The organism is Lactobacillus sp. ESL0228, from assembly GCF_003692825.1.
Classification (GTDB): domain Bacteria; phylum Bacillota; class Bacilli; order Lactobacillales; family Lactobacillaceae; genus Lactobacillus.
The window spans coordinates 16,586-32,817 of sequence record NZ_REHJ01000011.1; the positions used below are offsets into that span (position 1 = coordinate 16,586).

A 16,232-nucleotide genomic window follows, 5' to 3' on the forward strand; every position below is an offset into this window, starting at 1 on the left:
GTGGTTATCTTACAGAATTTTCAAACTAAATATAGTGGCAACATGATTTCTGCTCAAATTTTTAGTTAGAAAGAGGACAATATGATTGATAATACCCCTCATCAAACCAAAGCATATCTTGCTGGCGTTAATTTAAATGACCCTAATTTTGACTACTACATGACTGAGCTTGCTAACTTAGCCGAAGCAGATAATATGGAAGTTGTTGGCCAATCACGACAAAACGCAGAAAAAGTAGTTACTGGTACTTACCTAGGTCTTGGTAAAATTAACGAAATTAAAGAGATGGCACGTGGACTAAAGGCTAAAATTCTTATATTAAACGATGAACTTTCACCAGTCCAAATCCGCAATTTAGAAAATCTAACTAAATTACAAGTTATTGATCGCACAGAATTAATTCTTGAAATTTTTTCTAATCGTGCACGAACTAAACAGGCCAAATTGCAGGTCCAATTAGCACGTTTACAGTACGAACTGCCACGTTTACATCCATCGCAAAACAACCTAGACCAGCAACGAGGAGGTGGTTTTGCCAACCGTGGTGCTGGAGAATCAAAGCTGGAATTGAATCGGCGAACACTGGGTAAGCAAATCTCTGCTATTAAGCAAGAACTAAAAGCAATTTCGGAACAAGAAGAAATCAAAGCTAAACGTCGCAATCAAAACCATATTCCAAAAGTAGCTCTTGTCGGCTACACCAACGCTGGAAAATCTACGACAATGAATGGACTTTTGAAAAAATTTTCTCAAGAAAATCATGATAAACAGGTTTTTGCTAAAAATATGCTTTTTGCTACCCTAGATACAAGTGTACGCCGCATTGAATTAAATAATAACTTTAGCTTTATTCTTTCCGACACGGTTGGGTTTATTTCTAAGTTACCACATAAGTTAGTTGAATCATTCAAAGCCACTTTACAGGAAGTCAAAGATGCTGATTTGTTAATCAACGTTGTTGACGCTGCTGATCCTAACATGATTCAAATGATTCGAACTACACAAGACGTACTAACTGAAATCGGGGTAAAAGATACACCAATGATTACAGCTTATAATAAAGCTGATAAAGCCAATCGTAATTATCCCCAAATTGAAGGTAATAATATTTTGTATTCAGCTATTGATACAGCTTCAATCACTACTTTAGCTAAGTTAATTACTAAACGAGTATTTGCTGATTATCAAAAAGTTGATTTACTCTTGCCACTATCTGCTGGTAAGACTCTAGCTCAATTACATGAAGACACGCAAATTATTAGTGAAACTTATCAATCTGATGGTGTTCACCTAACTGTGCGCATGTCTTCGCAAAAGCAAAATCAATTCACACAATACGTCGTATAAGTATAATATTTATTCAAGCAAAAGAGACCTTTAAATTAAGGCCTCTTTTTATTAATTATAAGAAAAATTATTGTATCACTCGTTTAGCAATACAAGGATAAAAATAAGAACTAATTGTTTGTTGCACCACTCCTTGGTCTGGACTTGCTGCATTCACATATTGATTATTGCCAATGTAGATACCAACATGGTACGGGGCATCAGGAGATCCCCAATACAATAAGTCTCCCGGTTGCAGTTGATTCATTGCAACTGTTACTCCTACTTTAACCTGATCAGTAGTTACTCGCGGCAAGCTTATTCCACCAACTTTGTTATAAATATACTGGACAAGTCCTGAACAGTCAAAATTATCGGGGCCATTTCCACCCCATGCATATCCTTTACCAACCTGACTTCTTGCTAAATCAGCTACAGCTTTGGCACGTTTATTTACTTCAACAGTTGCAGTCTGTTTATTAACTGATGTTTTTTCGATCCCTTTAATTTTATTGATATTTAACTTACTAATAATAACCTTATTTTTAGACTTGGCTACCTGATTCACAAATCTTTGCCTTTTACGTTCTTTTTGACGGTTATTTCTATTATTCTTTTTCTTAGCAACAATTGATTTACTTTTAGTCTGATTTATATCGACTGTATAACGTGCTTCAATCCATTCATTAGGACCAATGCGATACCATAATCGCTGCTTACGGTCTACAGCAACTTCAACAACGTTCCATTTACTTTTGTCTTTTGCATGAAAGGCAATTAATTGTCCACCATCATAATTAGTCCAAATTTTCACACTTTTTCCGGGCAAATAATTAATCTGAACACGCTTGATCGGTGCTTTTAATGTTGCGGCATTCACCATTTTTTGAGGTACAGCAGTCACTACACCAGTTATGGTTATTGCTGCTGCTAACCCCATTTTCCAAAAATTCCGCTTCATAAATCCATACTCTCCTTATTAGTAGCCTAAAGTAATCAAAAGAAATAATATTAACTTTATTTTAACTGCTTAAAGTTTTTAATCAAGTTACAGCCATCTTAATGTTAACAAAAAAGCACCTAGACTATCTCCAAGTGCAATTTTTTTGCTTATTTAGTTATTTGACTAGTCAAGCACGCGCTTGGCAACTGAGGGGTAGAAGTATGAACTTAAACTGTCCTTGACAACACCTTGTCCTGGTGCTGCTGCATGAATATATTGATTATTACCAATATAAATACCTACATGATAAGGAGCATTAGGCGACCCCCAGAATAAAAGATCTGAAGGTCTCAAATTTTGCATTGAAACTGTTTTGCCTTGTTTGACTTGAGTATAAGTCGAACGACTAACCTCTTTACCCGCAGCCTTGTTATAAACATATTGAACTAAGCCTGAGCAATCAAACGCACCAGGACCATTACTTCCCCAAGCATAAGCTTTCCCAACTTCTGCATTGGCTAAGTCTACAACTTTCTCCGCCTGTGTTGAACTGATAGAAGATGCTAGACTTTTTTGAACTACTTTTTTAATATGACGAGCAGGCTTAACAGTATAACGAGCTAATATCCATTGATTATCGCCTATTTGATACCAAGTTCTACCTTTCTCATCAACTGCACTACTCAACACTGAAACTGTCTTGCCGTGCTTAATTCTTTCGCCGGTAAAAGTTGGATTCTCGTAATTATCCCAAACATTGATACCGTATCCAGGAATATAATTAATTTTGACTTTTTCAGTTGCCGCATCAACATCAGAAGATGTCAATTTTGTATTAACAGTGGTAGCAACCCCAATACTAGTAACTGCCAGAGCGGCGGCCGTGGTAAATTTTACTAAATTACTCTTAACTTTCAAAATTAAATTCCCCCCAATATTAAGTTTATTTTCAATCAAATAATATTTAAACAATATTTATCTACTTCTACATACATTTATAATTCTACTCGTGCAGTGTTACAAAAATGTTACAAAAATAATACTGATACGTAAAAAAGCCCTATCAGGAATTTTGCTCTTGAAGGACTAAAATTTGGATTCTTGTATTTTAGAAATATTATTGAGTTTGATTGGTTTTATTCAATTATTCTCTTTGCAGCAGAAGGATAAAAGTAAGCACTCATTGGTTGCTGTAATACACCTTGATCAGGAGTTGCAGCATGAACGAACTGATTATCACCCACGTAAATTCCAACGTGGTAAGGAGCAGCAGCTGACCCCCAAAATAACAAATCGCCCTTTTTAAGTTTCTTCAAAGAAACATTCTTACCAAGTGTCACTTGAGAGTAAGTAGTTCTTGGCAGTTGGGTATTACCAGCTTTTCGATAAACGTACTGTACTAAACCCGAGCAATCAAAAGAATAAGGACCAGTTGCACCATATACATAACCTTTTCCCACCTGCTTTTTAGCAAGTCGTACAACAGCATTACGGGATTTAGTTATAGAATTAGCACTAACATCATTTGATGTAGTCACCAACGCTGTACCAGCAGTCGTAGTTCCTATTAAAACCAGTGCTACTACTGCAATTATCTTTATTAACCCATATTTATGTCCGTGTTTCAAAACCAATCTCTTCTCTCAACTAAATATTTCTTATTGTTTCTTGTTTAATTTGCTAGTTAACTTGACTGACAATCTATATACTACTCAATAAATGTTACACATTCATGTCAAAGAAGCTACAAAACATTAAGAATTAGTCGAAGTGTAATTTTAAAACTCTACGATTAGGATTAGGCTTAGGCTTTTAATAATTTTGGTACTAATGTTGCAAGTTTTTTTGTGGTAGTGGCCCAATCATCATTAACTAATATGTGAGCTTGTTTCTTTAGGCTTTTTGGTAATTCGTTTAATTCACTGCCACTTAGACGTTCACTAATTTTGGCTGGACTGTCACCTCTTTGCATTAATCGTGCTGCTAATTCTTTTTTAGTACTGGTAGTAACATACAAAAAATAAACTTGCTGTTTCAAGGCCGTAAGATACGACCTAACGCCATTAATATCAACAATTAGTGAAACTAATTCATGTTCTTGCCAAGCTTCATCTAAAGCCTCTTTACTAGAGCCATATTGGTAAGAGCCATACTTAATATGTTCGAAAAAATGTAGTTTTTCAAAACTTGCATCGCTTTCAAAATAATATGATTGATTAGGCACTTCTTCTTGGCGCATGGGTCTGGTCGTATGCGTCACTACTCGTGGAATAGCAAATTCGCGAGTCAAATATTCCGAAATAGTAGTTTTACCAGCACCGCTCGGGCCAGCAATTAAAATTAATTTTCGCATAATCCAAGCCCCCTTTACTTGAAAACCATTTGCTTTTATAATAATATCTTTCTATTATAATGAAACATGGGTAAGAGAGGAAGTAAAAATTATCATGAAAAAAACAGATGTAAAAATAGATGATATTCTGAGTGCAAAATCTGAAGAAGAACTCACCCAACCCTTTATTGGCAAGGTTGAAAAAATTTACGAAAATTCTGCCCTGTTAAAGATCATTGACTTTGATCCCATCGATAAAACTTCAGTTGGTGATCTTAATCATAAGATTGTCGTCAACTTTAAGAATTTAAAGACTGCACCTAAGCGCAAAATCAAAGAAATTCGAGACCTTGCAGAGAGCGATGTCAAAGTTGAAAAAATTGCCAAAACTGACCAGATATCAGAGCAAAATTCTACTGAAAAGCAAACTAATGATAAATAATAGTTTCTCTAGTGAGTTTTAAACAAAAAAGCGCAATTTCTTGTTAACAAAAATTGCGCTTTTTTAGTATGAATTAATACCTAATGCCAAGATAAACCCAAACTTTCACTAAAACTATGATCGCTAGTTTAACTAAAAATAGAGTCTCTCTTAGCGTAAAATAACTTGCCCTTAAGCAAACTTAATCAGGACTCACTGAATCTTAGCTACCATCTGTAGCTTTTGCATTGCTACCTTGCAAAAATACTCCTACTGTTCAATTTTTAAAAATATAATTAGCACTTAAACCCGCTGAATTAGAGTCAATCCAACGCGATGACTTCAAAAAATGACGCTCTCTTTAGTTTGTCCTAACCTAGCAGTAATAAGAATAAGCTATAAAATTATTATTTCTTCCAAAAACTACTATAAGTTAACACTTCTTAAAATTATGGGAGCATTCAACTTTTGAATAACACATTTTGTAACGTCATATATAAGCAATAAATTATGATAGGTATTTATTAATTACAAATACCAAATATATCATATTAAGTGGTAATAAATAGGGCTTAAAAGCTATTACCAAATGTGCTTAAGAATATGATATATCATTTTGACAGCTCGTACAGATTATAAAAAAAAAAAAAAAAAACAATATAAAATTACCTATCTTTCAAATAGAAGCACGTCCTTTTTCAACTGATTATTATTTCATTTTTGTTGTCATAATTGGGGTCACAAGCAATTTTTAAATTAATAACAAGCAATAAAAAGTTATTTAATTACCATGCAAAAATAGTAATTAAAATAGATCGGACTATTAGTTATCCTTAAAGCCTTTTTTTTTACACTATTTTTGCCTACAATTAACTAATAAATATTTATTACTTGGAGAAAAAAAGTGAAAGAAAAAGTAAAAACCATTCTATTTTGGTTCATCCTCAGTCAACCGTTTTTAGATTTATATTGGTTCTATCATGGAGAGTTAGCCAATATTTTGCCATTTACCTTACCTACTATTATTCGTCTTGTGACAATTGGAATACTGCTAGGCCTTTTCTTTAGTCAAAAAAAGGCACGCAAGCAGCTAATTAACCACAAATGGTTATTTTGTTATCTGTTAGTTTTATTCATTTATTCGGTATTGCATCTTCTCCATGTTAAAAACTTTACCAGTATTAATCCCAGTGGCTATAATTACTCAACTAGTGGTGAAATTTTTTACTTAATTAGGATGATATTGCCCTTAATTGTCTTATATTTAACTTCAGAATTGCACTTTAGTGCGTTAAATTTACGCCAAGTAATCACAGGAATTTCAACGCTTTTCTCCGGAACAATTGTCGTATCTAATTTATTCGTAATTTCATTAAGATCTTACGAATCCGGAACGATCAGTGCCAATATTTTTGCTTGGTTCTTTAATACCAATATTGGTTACTCACACTTAGCTTCAAAAGGTTTTTTCAATTTTACCAATATGATTTCAGCAGTCTTATTCATGCTATTACCACTTATGGTCTACTATCTATTCACCAATTTTAATTGGCGCATTGTCACTTTAAATATCATTCAGGCACTGGCAATGGTGGAAATTGGGACAAAGGTTGCAGCAATTGGCCTAATTGGGGGAATAATCATTTGTTTAGGATTATTTCTTTTCCATAAGTACCTAGTTAAAGACATTAAGTCAGATGGGCGAGCTTTATTAGTGGTTATTTTGCTTGGAATATCTGCTGCTGGATTAATAACTATAGGTCCGGCTGTTCAACGCTACCATTATGAAATTTATTTAGCAAAACAGTCCGACCATGATTTAACTAAAGCAAAGCAAGAACTAACGCAGGGACTTAAAAAGTATCCTACAGGAAATAAGCGCACTGAATTTTTACAGCGCTATATTAAACAATACTACCAAGTATACGCTCTTAATCCTAAATTTGTTTTTAAAAGTTATCCTTACCAATATGATCCCGAATTTTGGCTGCAGATTATGCGTGAGCCGGGCCAAAGTCGTATGGGAAATCGTCATATTGAGCAAGCAATGCTTAAGCAAGTTGTTAAAACTAATAATAACTTGGGTGACAAGTTCTTCGGCATTTCTTATGTGCGTGAGAACAATATTTTTAATCTTGAGCGCGACTTTTCTGCTCAAATTTACTCCTTGGGTTGGCTGGGGATGATACTCTTTGTTAGCCCGTACTTAATTATTATCATTTATGCAATCTACCGCTGGTTGCGGTATCAATCTACTCGAACTTACTTAGTAAGCTCACTCATTCTTTCAAGCAGCTTTATTTTGTTAGCTGCTTTCTCTTCCGGTAATGTCCTTGATTTCCTAACCGCCAGCTTTATTCTTGCCTTTATCGAGGGTAATTTGTTGAAATATTCGTAACACTAAATAATTAAAACAGGTAACTAACCATTATTTTGGCTGTTACCTGTTTTTAGTTATTTTTGCTTAATAAACGAAGCATCTGGAATTCTAATTAAATAATAGCGAGTAGCAGTATGACCAGCATGTAACCCAATACCATTTTGCCATACCGATTTATACTTTGCTGTATAAACCGCTACATAGGCTCGTTGATATTTGCGATCCTGCTTTCTTAATTCTTTTTCATTATATGGAATCCGAGCAGCGTTTATATCTAAGGGATTCTTATCATAGGCCACTGTCGCAAAATTACTTGAAACTGTTGTCTTATTCCCAGCACAATAGTAGGTGTATGTCTGGGTACCAATTTTTTTCTTTTTTGAATCAATCGTTACATAACTGGAGTTACCAGCTCCCGTATTAATAATTAATGGTTGATACGTAATAGTTGATGAAATTTCACTCGTATCTTCAAGATCAGGATTATCGAGCATTGTTTTACCAAAAAGGTATCCTACTCCGATTAGCAAAACCAGAACTTCCAAAAGATCGATTAATAAATTGGGCCAATTAAATTGCTGATGCTTCTTGATAATCATCGCTAAATGACGTTTACGAATATTTTGAACAATAAACACCAGATAAAGAATAGCGATAACCCATAATAAAACACCAAGAAAATTCCAGCTTATCATAATAGACCTCCTATAAGTTCCATTATATTGTAAAAAGTTTATTTTGGATAGGTGCTTTAAATGAATGTCACTTCATCAACCAAATTTTACTCACTCCAAATTAACCCTTGCTTGTACTTACCTTTTTATTGCTTACTGTCTTGCTTTTTACTGGTGTCTCATTTTTTTGATACTCACGCACTTGATGGAGTTTAGCCATTACCGCATCAGCAAGACGCTCACTTACTTCATCTTCATTTTCAATGAGTTCCTTATCCGTAGCCAATTGGTCAATTCGAAAGCCAGATGCATTCAAATAGTCTGATTCAGTCTCAAAATAAACATTCAGAGGTTGTTTCGTATTTTCATCAAAAAAATTAGCAATTTTCTTATAATCACTGTACGGCAAGTTGATAATATTATTTTCTATCGCGAATGTAACTGGTCGCTGTCCTGTCACTTCAAGAGCAATATGTCCTAAAGAATCATGCCTTATTGCCGCACCCAACTCTTTCACCATCTTAGATGCCAATGTCTTAATTTTGGTTTTCGATTTGCTAATTTCAGCGTACTTAATCGTTTCTAAATCTTCTAAATAATCTTGCTGTTCAATTTTATTGGTTAAATCGATTAAATTGATTTTCAAAGTAAAAGTCCTTTTCAAATTTAAAACTTAGTTATTAGTCTTCTATAACGATACTCAAATTCTTACCTAAAAACAATTTATTTTTATTTCTTTTAAAATTATTTTTAAAAAACATCAAATTTAAAAAACAAAATTATTTTGCCAAAAGTTAAATTGTTATCATAAAACCACTTTATTTATAAGTGTTTTGCCAAAAAATAAAATAACAAAATTATTTATATTTTTGCGAAAACGCATTATTTTTGTTAGCTACTCGGAAAACATAACTATGACCACTTTACAAGCGTTTTCATCTAGAGTAAATTTATCATACAGATAAAAAATTAAATTAATTTTTTAGTGAAAGGTAGACAAAAATGTCAGATAAAGTTTATACAGATTATTTCTATAAATCAGCCGACTTTGATAAAAATCATAATATGGGGTACAAAGAACTTCATATTCCAGAAGGTGTCGAGGCACAGCCTCTAATTGTACCTCCAGTTTTGGAGCCAGATAAGCAGGAAGGTAACGATATTTGGTTTACAATTGAATCTCAAGAAGGAGATTTCCAATTTTTACCAGGTAAAAAAACACATACTTGGGGATATAATTTCCCCGTCCTTGGTAAAACCATGGTCTTAACAAAGGGACAAAATGTTCATGTCACACTAAAAAATAGCTTACCCGAGTTAACAACCTATCATTGGCACGGAATGGAAGTTCCAGGACCTGGAGCAGATGGTGCATGTCATTCACCTGTATATCCTGGAGAAGAAAAGCACATTGAGTTCACTGTTAACCAACCCGCTGCCTTAACATGGCTACATGCTCATCCATGTCCATCAACTGCTGCCCAAGTTTGGATGGGGTTAGCAATGGGGGTTGTAGTAACTGACGAAAATGAGGCTAAGCTACCAATTCCTAAGACTTATGGCAAAGATGAATTTCCAATTATTTTACAAGATCGAATTTTCCATGAAGACAACCAATTTGATTACAAGGCAGATTATAATGCTATGGGAATCTTTGGTGATGTTCCTGTTATCAATGCTGTGATTAAACCTTATGTTGATGTAACTACTCAAAAGGTTCGTTTACTATTCTTAGGTGGCTCAAACCGACGAGAATGGCGACTCCACTTTACTGATGATCTTGTAATGACTCAGATCGCTGGTGATGATTCTTTCTTGGAACATCCTGTGAAAATGACTAAGGTTTTAATCGGGCCCGGTGAACGTCAACAAGTTGTCGTTGATTTTGGTGCATATCATGATGGCGATATCGTTAACCTATATACTGATGACTTCAAATTGGTTGAATTTAGAATTCATAAGTACGAAAAAGACGACAGCGTTATTCCTGACACATTATTTACGCCAAATGATCCTGAAGTTAATCCAGATGCAGAAGTACGTAAAGTAACAATGGATAATCACAACATGATCAATGGCAAGCAATTTTCAATGCAGAGAATTGATATGAAGCAAAAGCTAATGAGCACTGAATATTGGGATATTACTAATACTAATGACAAGACTCATGGTATGCTTCACCCATTCCATATTCATGGTGCTCACTTCTTAGTTGTTTCGCGCGATGGCAAAGAACCTTATCCAAATGAAAGAAATGTTTACAAGGATACCGTAGAAGTTGCTCCACAAGAAACAGTCCGCGTTAAGGTTTACTTCCAAAATGCTGGTGTCTTCATGTATCACTGTCACATTATTGAACACGAAGATGCAGGAATGATGGCTCAAATCCAGATCGTAGATCCAAAAGAACCAGATAAGAAATATGATTTGATGGATATGGAAACCTTAACCAAGGCGTTTGCTGAAGAAAAAGGAATCCCAATGGATGAAGTTTGGTGCCCAGGAATGGACGTCGAAGGAATGGATGTTAAAGGCACTGACCATACTATGGATTCTCTATCTGGTGCTAGTCACCATTAATTTAACCATTAATAAAAATATTAAAATCGCTCATTTTATTGAGCGATTTTTGCTTTACACTATTTTTCATGATATAAATACCTTATGACTAAAAAGAAATTCTTCAACAAGGTTTTAATTAAAGTTGTATCAGGCTTACTTATTGTGGGGCTTATTTTTGTTTGCCTAAATTCAAAAGAGATCATAAATCATTATGATTGGTTAACTCTCAATTCGAAGCAGAAGATAAATGTTCCTTTAGAAAATCAGTACCCAGAGCTGCCTAATGGCTGTGAAGTAACCTCTTTAGCTATGCTTTTGCGCTATTATAATATTAAAGTAACTAAGTTAGACCTATCAGAAAAGATTAATCATGTTGCTTCTTTTACTGATAATGGTCAGTATCGTGGAAATCCCCATGTCGGTTTTGTGGGCTATATGAGTCTAGCAAATGCAGGATGGTGCGTTTATAACGAGCCCTTAATGCAGGTAGCTCGCAAATATACTAATCGTATTCAAAATTTTACTGGACACGACTTTATTCAAGTAGTAAAACTGGTATCTGAGGGTCACCCCGTGTTGATTATTACTACCACTAATTTTGACCGCGTTAAAGACATGCAAACTTGGTCAACTAAGCAAGGAATAGTGCATGTTACGCCATCATCACATGCTTGTGTTCTTACAGGTTTTAACAAGGAAAAAAGGCAAATTTACGTTAATGATCCCTTTGGTCAAAAAAATAAAAAAGTTTCCTGGAGTGGACTAGAACGTAGCTATAATCAGCAAGGAAAGCAGGCATTATTTTTAAAATAACAAAAAAGGCAGGTTCAATTAAGAACCTGCCCTTTTTAAATCAAGGCTCATTTTTACAATGAGTGACCACTTCTGTTCACATCAGGTTAGTCAACGACCAACACTTCCCGTGTCTGCCACTTAAGGCGGGTGTCCTTATCCAAATCCGCATCTCGCGTTTTTGTCGACTCGCAATTACTTATTATAAACATCTTTATTTCGCTTGTAAAATTTTTTTATTCTGAAAAAGATTTCAACACACATATTAGATAATAGCATTCCTAATGCAATTGCTCCTGTAACTACAATCACTCGCAAAATAGCATCATTGGCTCCTTGAATATTGCCAGAAGTCAATCTACGCACCGCTTGATAAGCCGGAACTCCGGGTACAAGTGGTACAATAGCTGGAATATAAAATACCGTTGCTGGACACTTCTTTCTTCTTGCAAAAATAATTCCCAAAATTCCTACAGCAAAGGACCCAAGTAAGTTTGCAATTAAGCGCCCCATATTAGCTCTCATTGCCAGCCAATAAATTATCCAGCAAATAACCCCCGCCATTCCACTCAAATTCAAAACTCTTCGTGGAACATTGATTGTCAACGCAAAACCAACCGAAGCTCCATAAGCAAAAATAAGATTAATAATTATTTCTAACCACAATGGCATTTTTATGCTCCTAAAAACTTCAATATAATTCCAACGCCACCACCTAAGGCAAAAGCAGTTAAACATGCTTCACAAATTTTAACCATTCCAGAAAGCAAGTCACCTTTAAATAAGTCACGCAAAGCATTTGTTAAAGCTAAGCCTGGAACCAACGGCATTAGTGCTCCCGTTAAGATATGATCAATGACCATTGTAGGGAATATGTGATCCATACCAACTGCCATTGTTGTCATTACAATGGCAGCAACTAGTTCAGACAAAAATTTAACGTTTGTAAATCGTTTAAAATAGTAAAAAGAAATGAAGCCACACATTCCAACTATTGCAGCAGCTGGAAAATCAATCCAATCATAATTATTCATAAACATAACCATTAAAGTTGCACTAACTATAGCAGCCCCAACAGCCTGTAACCAGATTGGAAATGTCGGATAACTTCCATGAGCAATTTTATCTACCTCATTTCTGACCTGCTGCAAATTGATTTTTTGATCTGCGAATGCCCTTGACAATGAATTAATTCGATCCACCAATTCAAGATTAATATTTCGTTCATGAACTTGCACCGTTTGACAATAATTTCCTCGATCTAGGCTCATGAATATTCCCGTTGGAACAATAAAAACACGCGGATCTGGTTCCCCTGCTGTTTTCGCAATCCTAATCATTGTATCCTCTACGCGGTACATTTCACTCCCCCCCTCAATCATCAATTCACCTACAGTCAAACAAGTATCTAACAACTCTTGGTAAAAAGTCTTATCTTGCTCATTCACAATTCTATACCTCAAAACTTATTTCATCGTTTCAATATCAATTGTTTTATCAATCCAATTTCCTTGGAAAAAGTCTCGCTCATGACTAACAATAATGACACCACCTGCAAAATTAATTATTGCTTTTCTTAAAGCATCCTTGGAATCACGATCTAAATGATTAGTTGGCTCATCCAAAAACAATAAATTGGCTGGTTCGAATTGCATTTTGGCTAATTTGACCTTCTCCTGCTCGCCACCGGATAATTTTTTTAACGGACTCATTGCCTGCTGGGCGGTTACCCCTAATCTAGCCAATGCTCCACGTAATTCCTTTGGCCTTTTACGTTCAAATTCTTCTTGTAAATATTGAAGCGGAGTCATGTTATTATTGGGCCAAATTAAATCTTGTTTAAAATAAGCAATTTTAGCAGTTGTCACTATTTCAAAAGAACCTGCAAGTGGGTTAAGTTGGCCTAATAAAGTCTTCAACAAGGTTGATTTACCAATACCATTAAAACCTGTGATAGCAACTTTTTCTTTACCACCAATAGAAAAATTAAATGCTTTTTTAACTAGTGGCTCGTTATATCCAATGACCAGATCCTGTGTTTGCAACAGTAAATTTGAGGCAGTTGCAACATAAGGAAATTCAAAGTGGGCATGCCGATTTTCTTTTGGAGGGTTTAAAATATCCATCCTAGCAAGTTGACGTTCTCGAGACTTTGCGCTCTTGGATCTGGTTCCCGCCTTATTCTTGCGAATATAGGCTTCAGTCTTGGAAATTTTGCGCTGTTGATTAGTGTAAGCCTTTAAATAGGTCTCTTTATTGGCTTCTTTTTGGCGCATTGCCTGTTTAAGTGTTCCCGTGTACCGCGTAATTGTCCCTAAATCAACATCAATAATACAGTTAGCAATTCGGTCTAGAAAATCATAGTCATGGCTGACAACGATAAAAGCACCTGAAAAATCATTTAAATAATCTACAAGCCAGTCAATATGTGTTACATCTAAATAATTTGTAGGTTCATCCAATAATAATACATCTGGATTTTGCAGAAGTAACTTGGCCAGAATTATTTTTGATCGCTGTCCACCAGATAATTTTGCCACATCATGATCATAACCTAAATCAGCTAATCCTAATCCCGCGGCAACTCGTTCAATTTCCGTATCAATTCCATAAAAGTTATGCTCTTCTAAGTAAGTTTGTATCTTACCGGCCTTTTGCAGCAATTCATTAGTACCATTATCGCCATACTGCATATACAGCTTTGTTAGCTCTTTTTCTTGTTGATAAAGTGGCGCAAAAGCGGTTCTCAAAAAGTCACGAATTGTAACTCCTGGGGTCAGCTTAGCATACTGGTCTAAATAACCAACACTTACCCGACTTTGCCACTTAACTTGACCATCATCTGGTAAAATTTCACCAGTTAAAATTTTAATTAAAGTTGATTTACCAACACCATTTTGTCCAGTAACTCCCATGTGATCTTCTTTGTTCAAAACAAAATTTGCATCTTCATATAATGTTTTATCAACAAAGTGCTGGCCTAAATTATTAACAGTCAGTAAACTCATTATCTATCCCCTTAAAGTAAAAAACAACTTGCTCTAGTATATAATAAAGTTATATCTTTAGCTTGTTTTTGTTCGCCAGCTAAATTTTTTTAAATTAATCAAGTAATAATTGCTATTCAATAAAAAAGTTAGGTATTACCTTGTAAATAATATCTAACTTCTTAATTAATAATTTCATATAAAGTACAACTTATTTTTGGTCCCGCTCAAATTTTTGTAGGGCTGTTAATACTTTAGGCCAATATCGCTTAGGAAGAATCAACTGTAAGCGATCATGATAAATTGGAAAGTCACTTCTCTTCATTCCAGTAATTTGTGCTAAATCCTCATCAGATAACTGAAATTCATGAGCAATGCGTTTAATTTCAACTGAAGCATGACCCCGAAACCATGATAAAACAAAGAAAAACATTGCAAAGATACTAGCTACCATAACAGCTATAGGTAAAGACCATTTAAAAGTTCGATTACTAATGAAAAAAACAGCAATAAATGCGATTAATGATGAAATAATCCCATAGACAATAGGAAAAACTCTTTGCTTATGCATCCTTTAGCCTCCACATCTTGAAATTTTTTAATTAATCAGTGAGAAATTATTAATTTGCAGAATTTTGATTATTAGTTGTTGCATCAGAGTCATTGGAAAGAACTGATTGATAGATCTGATAATTATTAAATGGAGTAGGATCTTTCCATTTAATATTGTTATTTTGTTCATTCATTTTATTGAGCCTTGTTTCATCGTTATCAAGAATCTCACTATCTAACCCTAAATTCAGACGTAATTTATTAGATACTCGTTGCAATTCAGCAGTTGATGCTATTTGAATTGATGACCCATTAATCCACGCATCATGCCCCTGAATATAATCACTATCAATATGCTGCGAACAATTGCGATAGGTTAATGCTAAAGCTAGCATATCATTAAAAGTTAGATTCGTATTAACATATTTAGTAAAAATTTTAACTAATTTACGATAATTCGCAAGAGTATCAACTGAAATCGCCTTATTAACAACAGCCGTAATTACTTGTCGCTGACGAACTTGTCGGCCATAATCTCCCCTAGGATCGTCATGTCGCATTCGAACATAGGCAACAGCATGTCGACCATTAAGGTGTTGCTTACCTTTATGAAAATCGCACCAATCATACGAAAAACTAAATGGGACATTGACATCTACTCCGCCAACTGCATTAACCAAATTTCGTAATGCTTTCATATTAACTTCAACATAGTAGTAGATGGGAACATTAACTAACGCAGATACCGTCTTCACTGCAGCTGAACTACCACCTACACCATAAGCTGAATTTATCCTAAAAATATTATATTTATCACCTGGATCGCCCAAAATATTGGCTAAAGTATCCCGAGGAATTGAGGTCATTGTCGACTTACTTTTAGCTGGATTAGCGGTAGCCAGTATTATAGTGTCTGAATTACCGCGATCATGCCGCCCCTCAAGTCCTTGATCAACACCTAGAATTAAAATCGAAATTGGTTGACGTTTAGCAATTCGAGCTGATGTAGCTGTATTACCACCTTCACCATCAATGGCACTATGGAGTGCAAAATACATGTGTGCTGTCCATGCAAGTGCCAGACTCACAAAAATAACAGCAACTATACCACATAAGCGAGCAAAGGAATTACCGTGACGCGTACTTGTTGGACCAGCCAAGACATGATTACGCTGGATATTTAACGATGATTGTTTCTTACGGTAATCTTCTCTACGTTTTGAATTTGGATCCATTCCTTTATTTAATCCTTCCATCCATATT

Annotated in this window: 16 protein-coding genes; 5 read left to right on the forward strand and 11 right to left on the reverse strand. The window is 34.9% G+C overall.

What is annotated here, in order from left to right:
* The first annotated feature begins 81 nt into the window (after nucleotides 1-81).
* Complete coding sequence (hflX, locus tag F5ESL0228_RS07195) at nucleotides 82-1,347, forward strand: GTPase HflX (RefSeq protein WP_122019019.1); 1,266 nt, start codon at nucleotides 82-84, stop codon at nucleotides 1,345-1,347.
* Between the two features lie 67 nt (nucleotides 1,348-1,414).
* Here the strand turns inward: hflX and F5ESL0228_RS07200 are convergent, their stop codons facing one another.
* The 4 genes from F5ESL0228_RS07200 to F5ESL0228_RS07215 all read right to left on the reverse strand — a co-directional run bounded on the left by F5ESL0228_RS07200 (nucleotide 1,415) and on the right by F5ESL0228_RS07215 (nucleotide 4,622).
* Nucleotides 1,415-2,287 carry a C40 family peptidase gene (locus F5ESL0228_RS07200; RefSeq protein ID WP_122019021.1) on the reverse strand — a complete coding sequence of 291 codons (873 nt, stop codon included), beginning with the start codon at nucleotides 2,285-2,287 and terminating at the stop codon, nucleotides 1,415-1,417.
* 165 nt (nucleotides 2,288-2,452) lie between these two features.
* Nucleotides 2,453-3,187: a C40 family peptidase gene (locus tag F5ESL0228_RS07205; RefSeq protein ID WP_122019130.1), complete on the reverse strand. Its 735-nt coding sequence runs from the start codon at nucleotides 3,185-3,187 to the stop codon at nucleotides 2,453-2,455.
* 218 nt (nucleotides 3,188-3,405) lie between these two features.
* A complete protein-coding gene (locus tag F5ESL0228_RS07210) occupies nucleotides 3,406-3,897 on the reverse strand; it encodes a C40 family peptidase (protein WP_369916870.1) in 492 nt (163 codons plus the stop codon).
* A 176-nt stretch (nucleotides 3,898-4,073) separates the two neighbouring features.
* Complete coding sequence (locus F5ESL0228_RS07215; protein ID WP_122019023.1) at nucleotides 4,074-4,622, reverse strand: guanylate kinase; 549 nt, start codon at nucleotides 4,620-4,622, stop codon at nucleotides 4,074-4,076.
* Nucleotides 4,623-4,716: 94 nt separating this feature from the next.
* Here F5ESL0228_RS07215 and F5ESL0228_RS07220 point away from each other — a divergent pair, with 94 nt between their 5' ends.
* Entirely contained in the window at nucleotides 4,717-5,043 is a 327-nt protein-coding gene (locus tag F5ESL0228_RS07220) for a DUF2187 domain-containing protein (RefSeq protein ID WP_122019025.1), read from the forward strand.
* Between the two features lie 883 nt (nucleotides 5,044-5,926).
* On the forward strand, nucleotides 5,927-7,420 hold the full coding sequence (locus tag F5ESL0228_RS07225; protein WP_122019027.1) for an O-antigen ligase family protein: 1,494 nt from the start codon (nucleotides 5,927-5,929) through the stop codon (nucleotides 7,418-7,420).
* A gap of 56 nt (nucleotides 7,421-7,476) precedes the next feature.
* On the opposite strand, the gene F5ESL0228_RS07230 is transcribed toward F5ESL0228_RS07225, so the two are convergent.
* The gene (locus tag F5ESL0228_RS07230; RefSeq protein ID WP_122019029.1) at nucleotides 7,477-8,097 is read right to left on the reverse strand and encodes an LVIS_2131 family protein; all 621 of its coding nucleotides are present in this window, start codon (nucleotides 8,095-8,097) and stop codon (nucleotides 7,477-7,479) included.
* Between the two features lie 100 nt (nucleotides 8,098-8,197).
* The gene (locus F5ESL0228_RS07235) at nucleotides 8,198-8,722 is read right to left on the reverse strand and encodes a hypothetical protein (RefSeq protein ID WP_122023327.1); all 525 of its coding nucleotides are present in this window, start codon (nucleotides 8,720-8,722) and stop codon (nucleotides 8,198-8,200) included.
* A gap of 356 nt (nucleotides 8,723-9,078) precedes the next feature.
* Here F5ESL0228_RS07235 and F5ESL0228_RS07240 point away from each other — a divergent pair, with 356 nt between their 5' ends.
* Nucleotides 9,079-10,656 (forward strand): multicopper oxidase family protein, encoded by a 1,578-nt coding sequence (locus tag F5ESL0228_RS07240; protein WP_122019033.1) that lies wholly within the window; start codon nucleotides 9,079-9,081, stop codon nucleotides 10,654-10,656.
* A gap of 84 nt (nucleotides 10,657-10,740) precedes the next feature.
* Complete coding sequence (locus F5ESL0228_RS07245; RefSeq protein ID WP_122019035.1) at nucleotides 10,741-11,451, forward strand: C39 family peptidase; 711 nt, start codon at nucleotides 10,741-10,743, stop codon at nucleotides 11,449-11,451.
* Between the two features lie 174 nt (nucleotides 11,452-11,625).
* Here F5ESL0228_RS07245 and F5ESL0228_RS07250 read toward each other — a convergent pair whose 3' ends face one another.
* The 5 genes from F5ESL0228_RS07250 to F5ESL0228_RS07270 all read right to left on the reverse strand — a co-directional run bounded on the left by F5ESL0228_RS07250 (nucleotide 11,626) and on the right by F5ESL0228_RS07270 (nucleotide 16,204).
* Entirely contained in the window at nucleotides 11,626-12,102 is a 477-nt protein-coding gene (locus F5ESL0228_RS07250) for a threonine/serine exporter family protein (protein ID WP_122019037.1), read from the reverse strand.
* A 2-nt stretch (nucleotides 12,103-12,104) separates the two neighbouring features.
* The gene (locus F5ESL0228_RS07255) at nucleotides 12,105-12,881 is read right to left on the reverse strand and encodes a threonine/serine exporter family protein (RefSeq protein WP_122019134.1); all 777 of its coding nucleotides are present in this window, start codon (nucleotides 12,879-12,881) and stop codon (nucleotides 12,105-12,107) included.
* A 15-nt stretch (nucleotides 12,882-12,896) separates the two neighbouring features.
* Nucleotides 12,897-14,438, reverse strand: a complete 1,542-nt coding sequence (locus F5ESL0228_RS07260) for an ABC-F family ATP-binding cassette domain-containing protein (protein WP_122019039.1) — start codon at nucleotides 14,436-14,438, stop codon at nucleotides 12,897-12,899.
* Between the two features lie 190 nt (nucleotides 14,439-14,628).
* On the reverse strand, nucleotides 14,629-14,988 hold the full coding sequence (locus F5ESL0228_RS07265) for a hypothetical protein (RefSeq protein WP_122019041.1): 360 nt from the start codon (nucleotides 14,986-14,988) through the stop codon (nucleotides 14,629-14,631).
* 49 nt (nucleotides 14,989-15,037) lie between these two features.
* Nucleotides 15,038-16,204, reverse strand: a complete 1,167-nt coding sequence (locus F5ESL0228_RS07270) for an LCP family protein (protein WP_122019043.1) — start codon at nucleotides 16,202-16,204, stop codon at nucleotides 15,038-15,040.
* Between the last annotated feature and the right edge of the window lie 28 nt (nucleotides 16,205-16,232).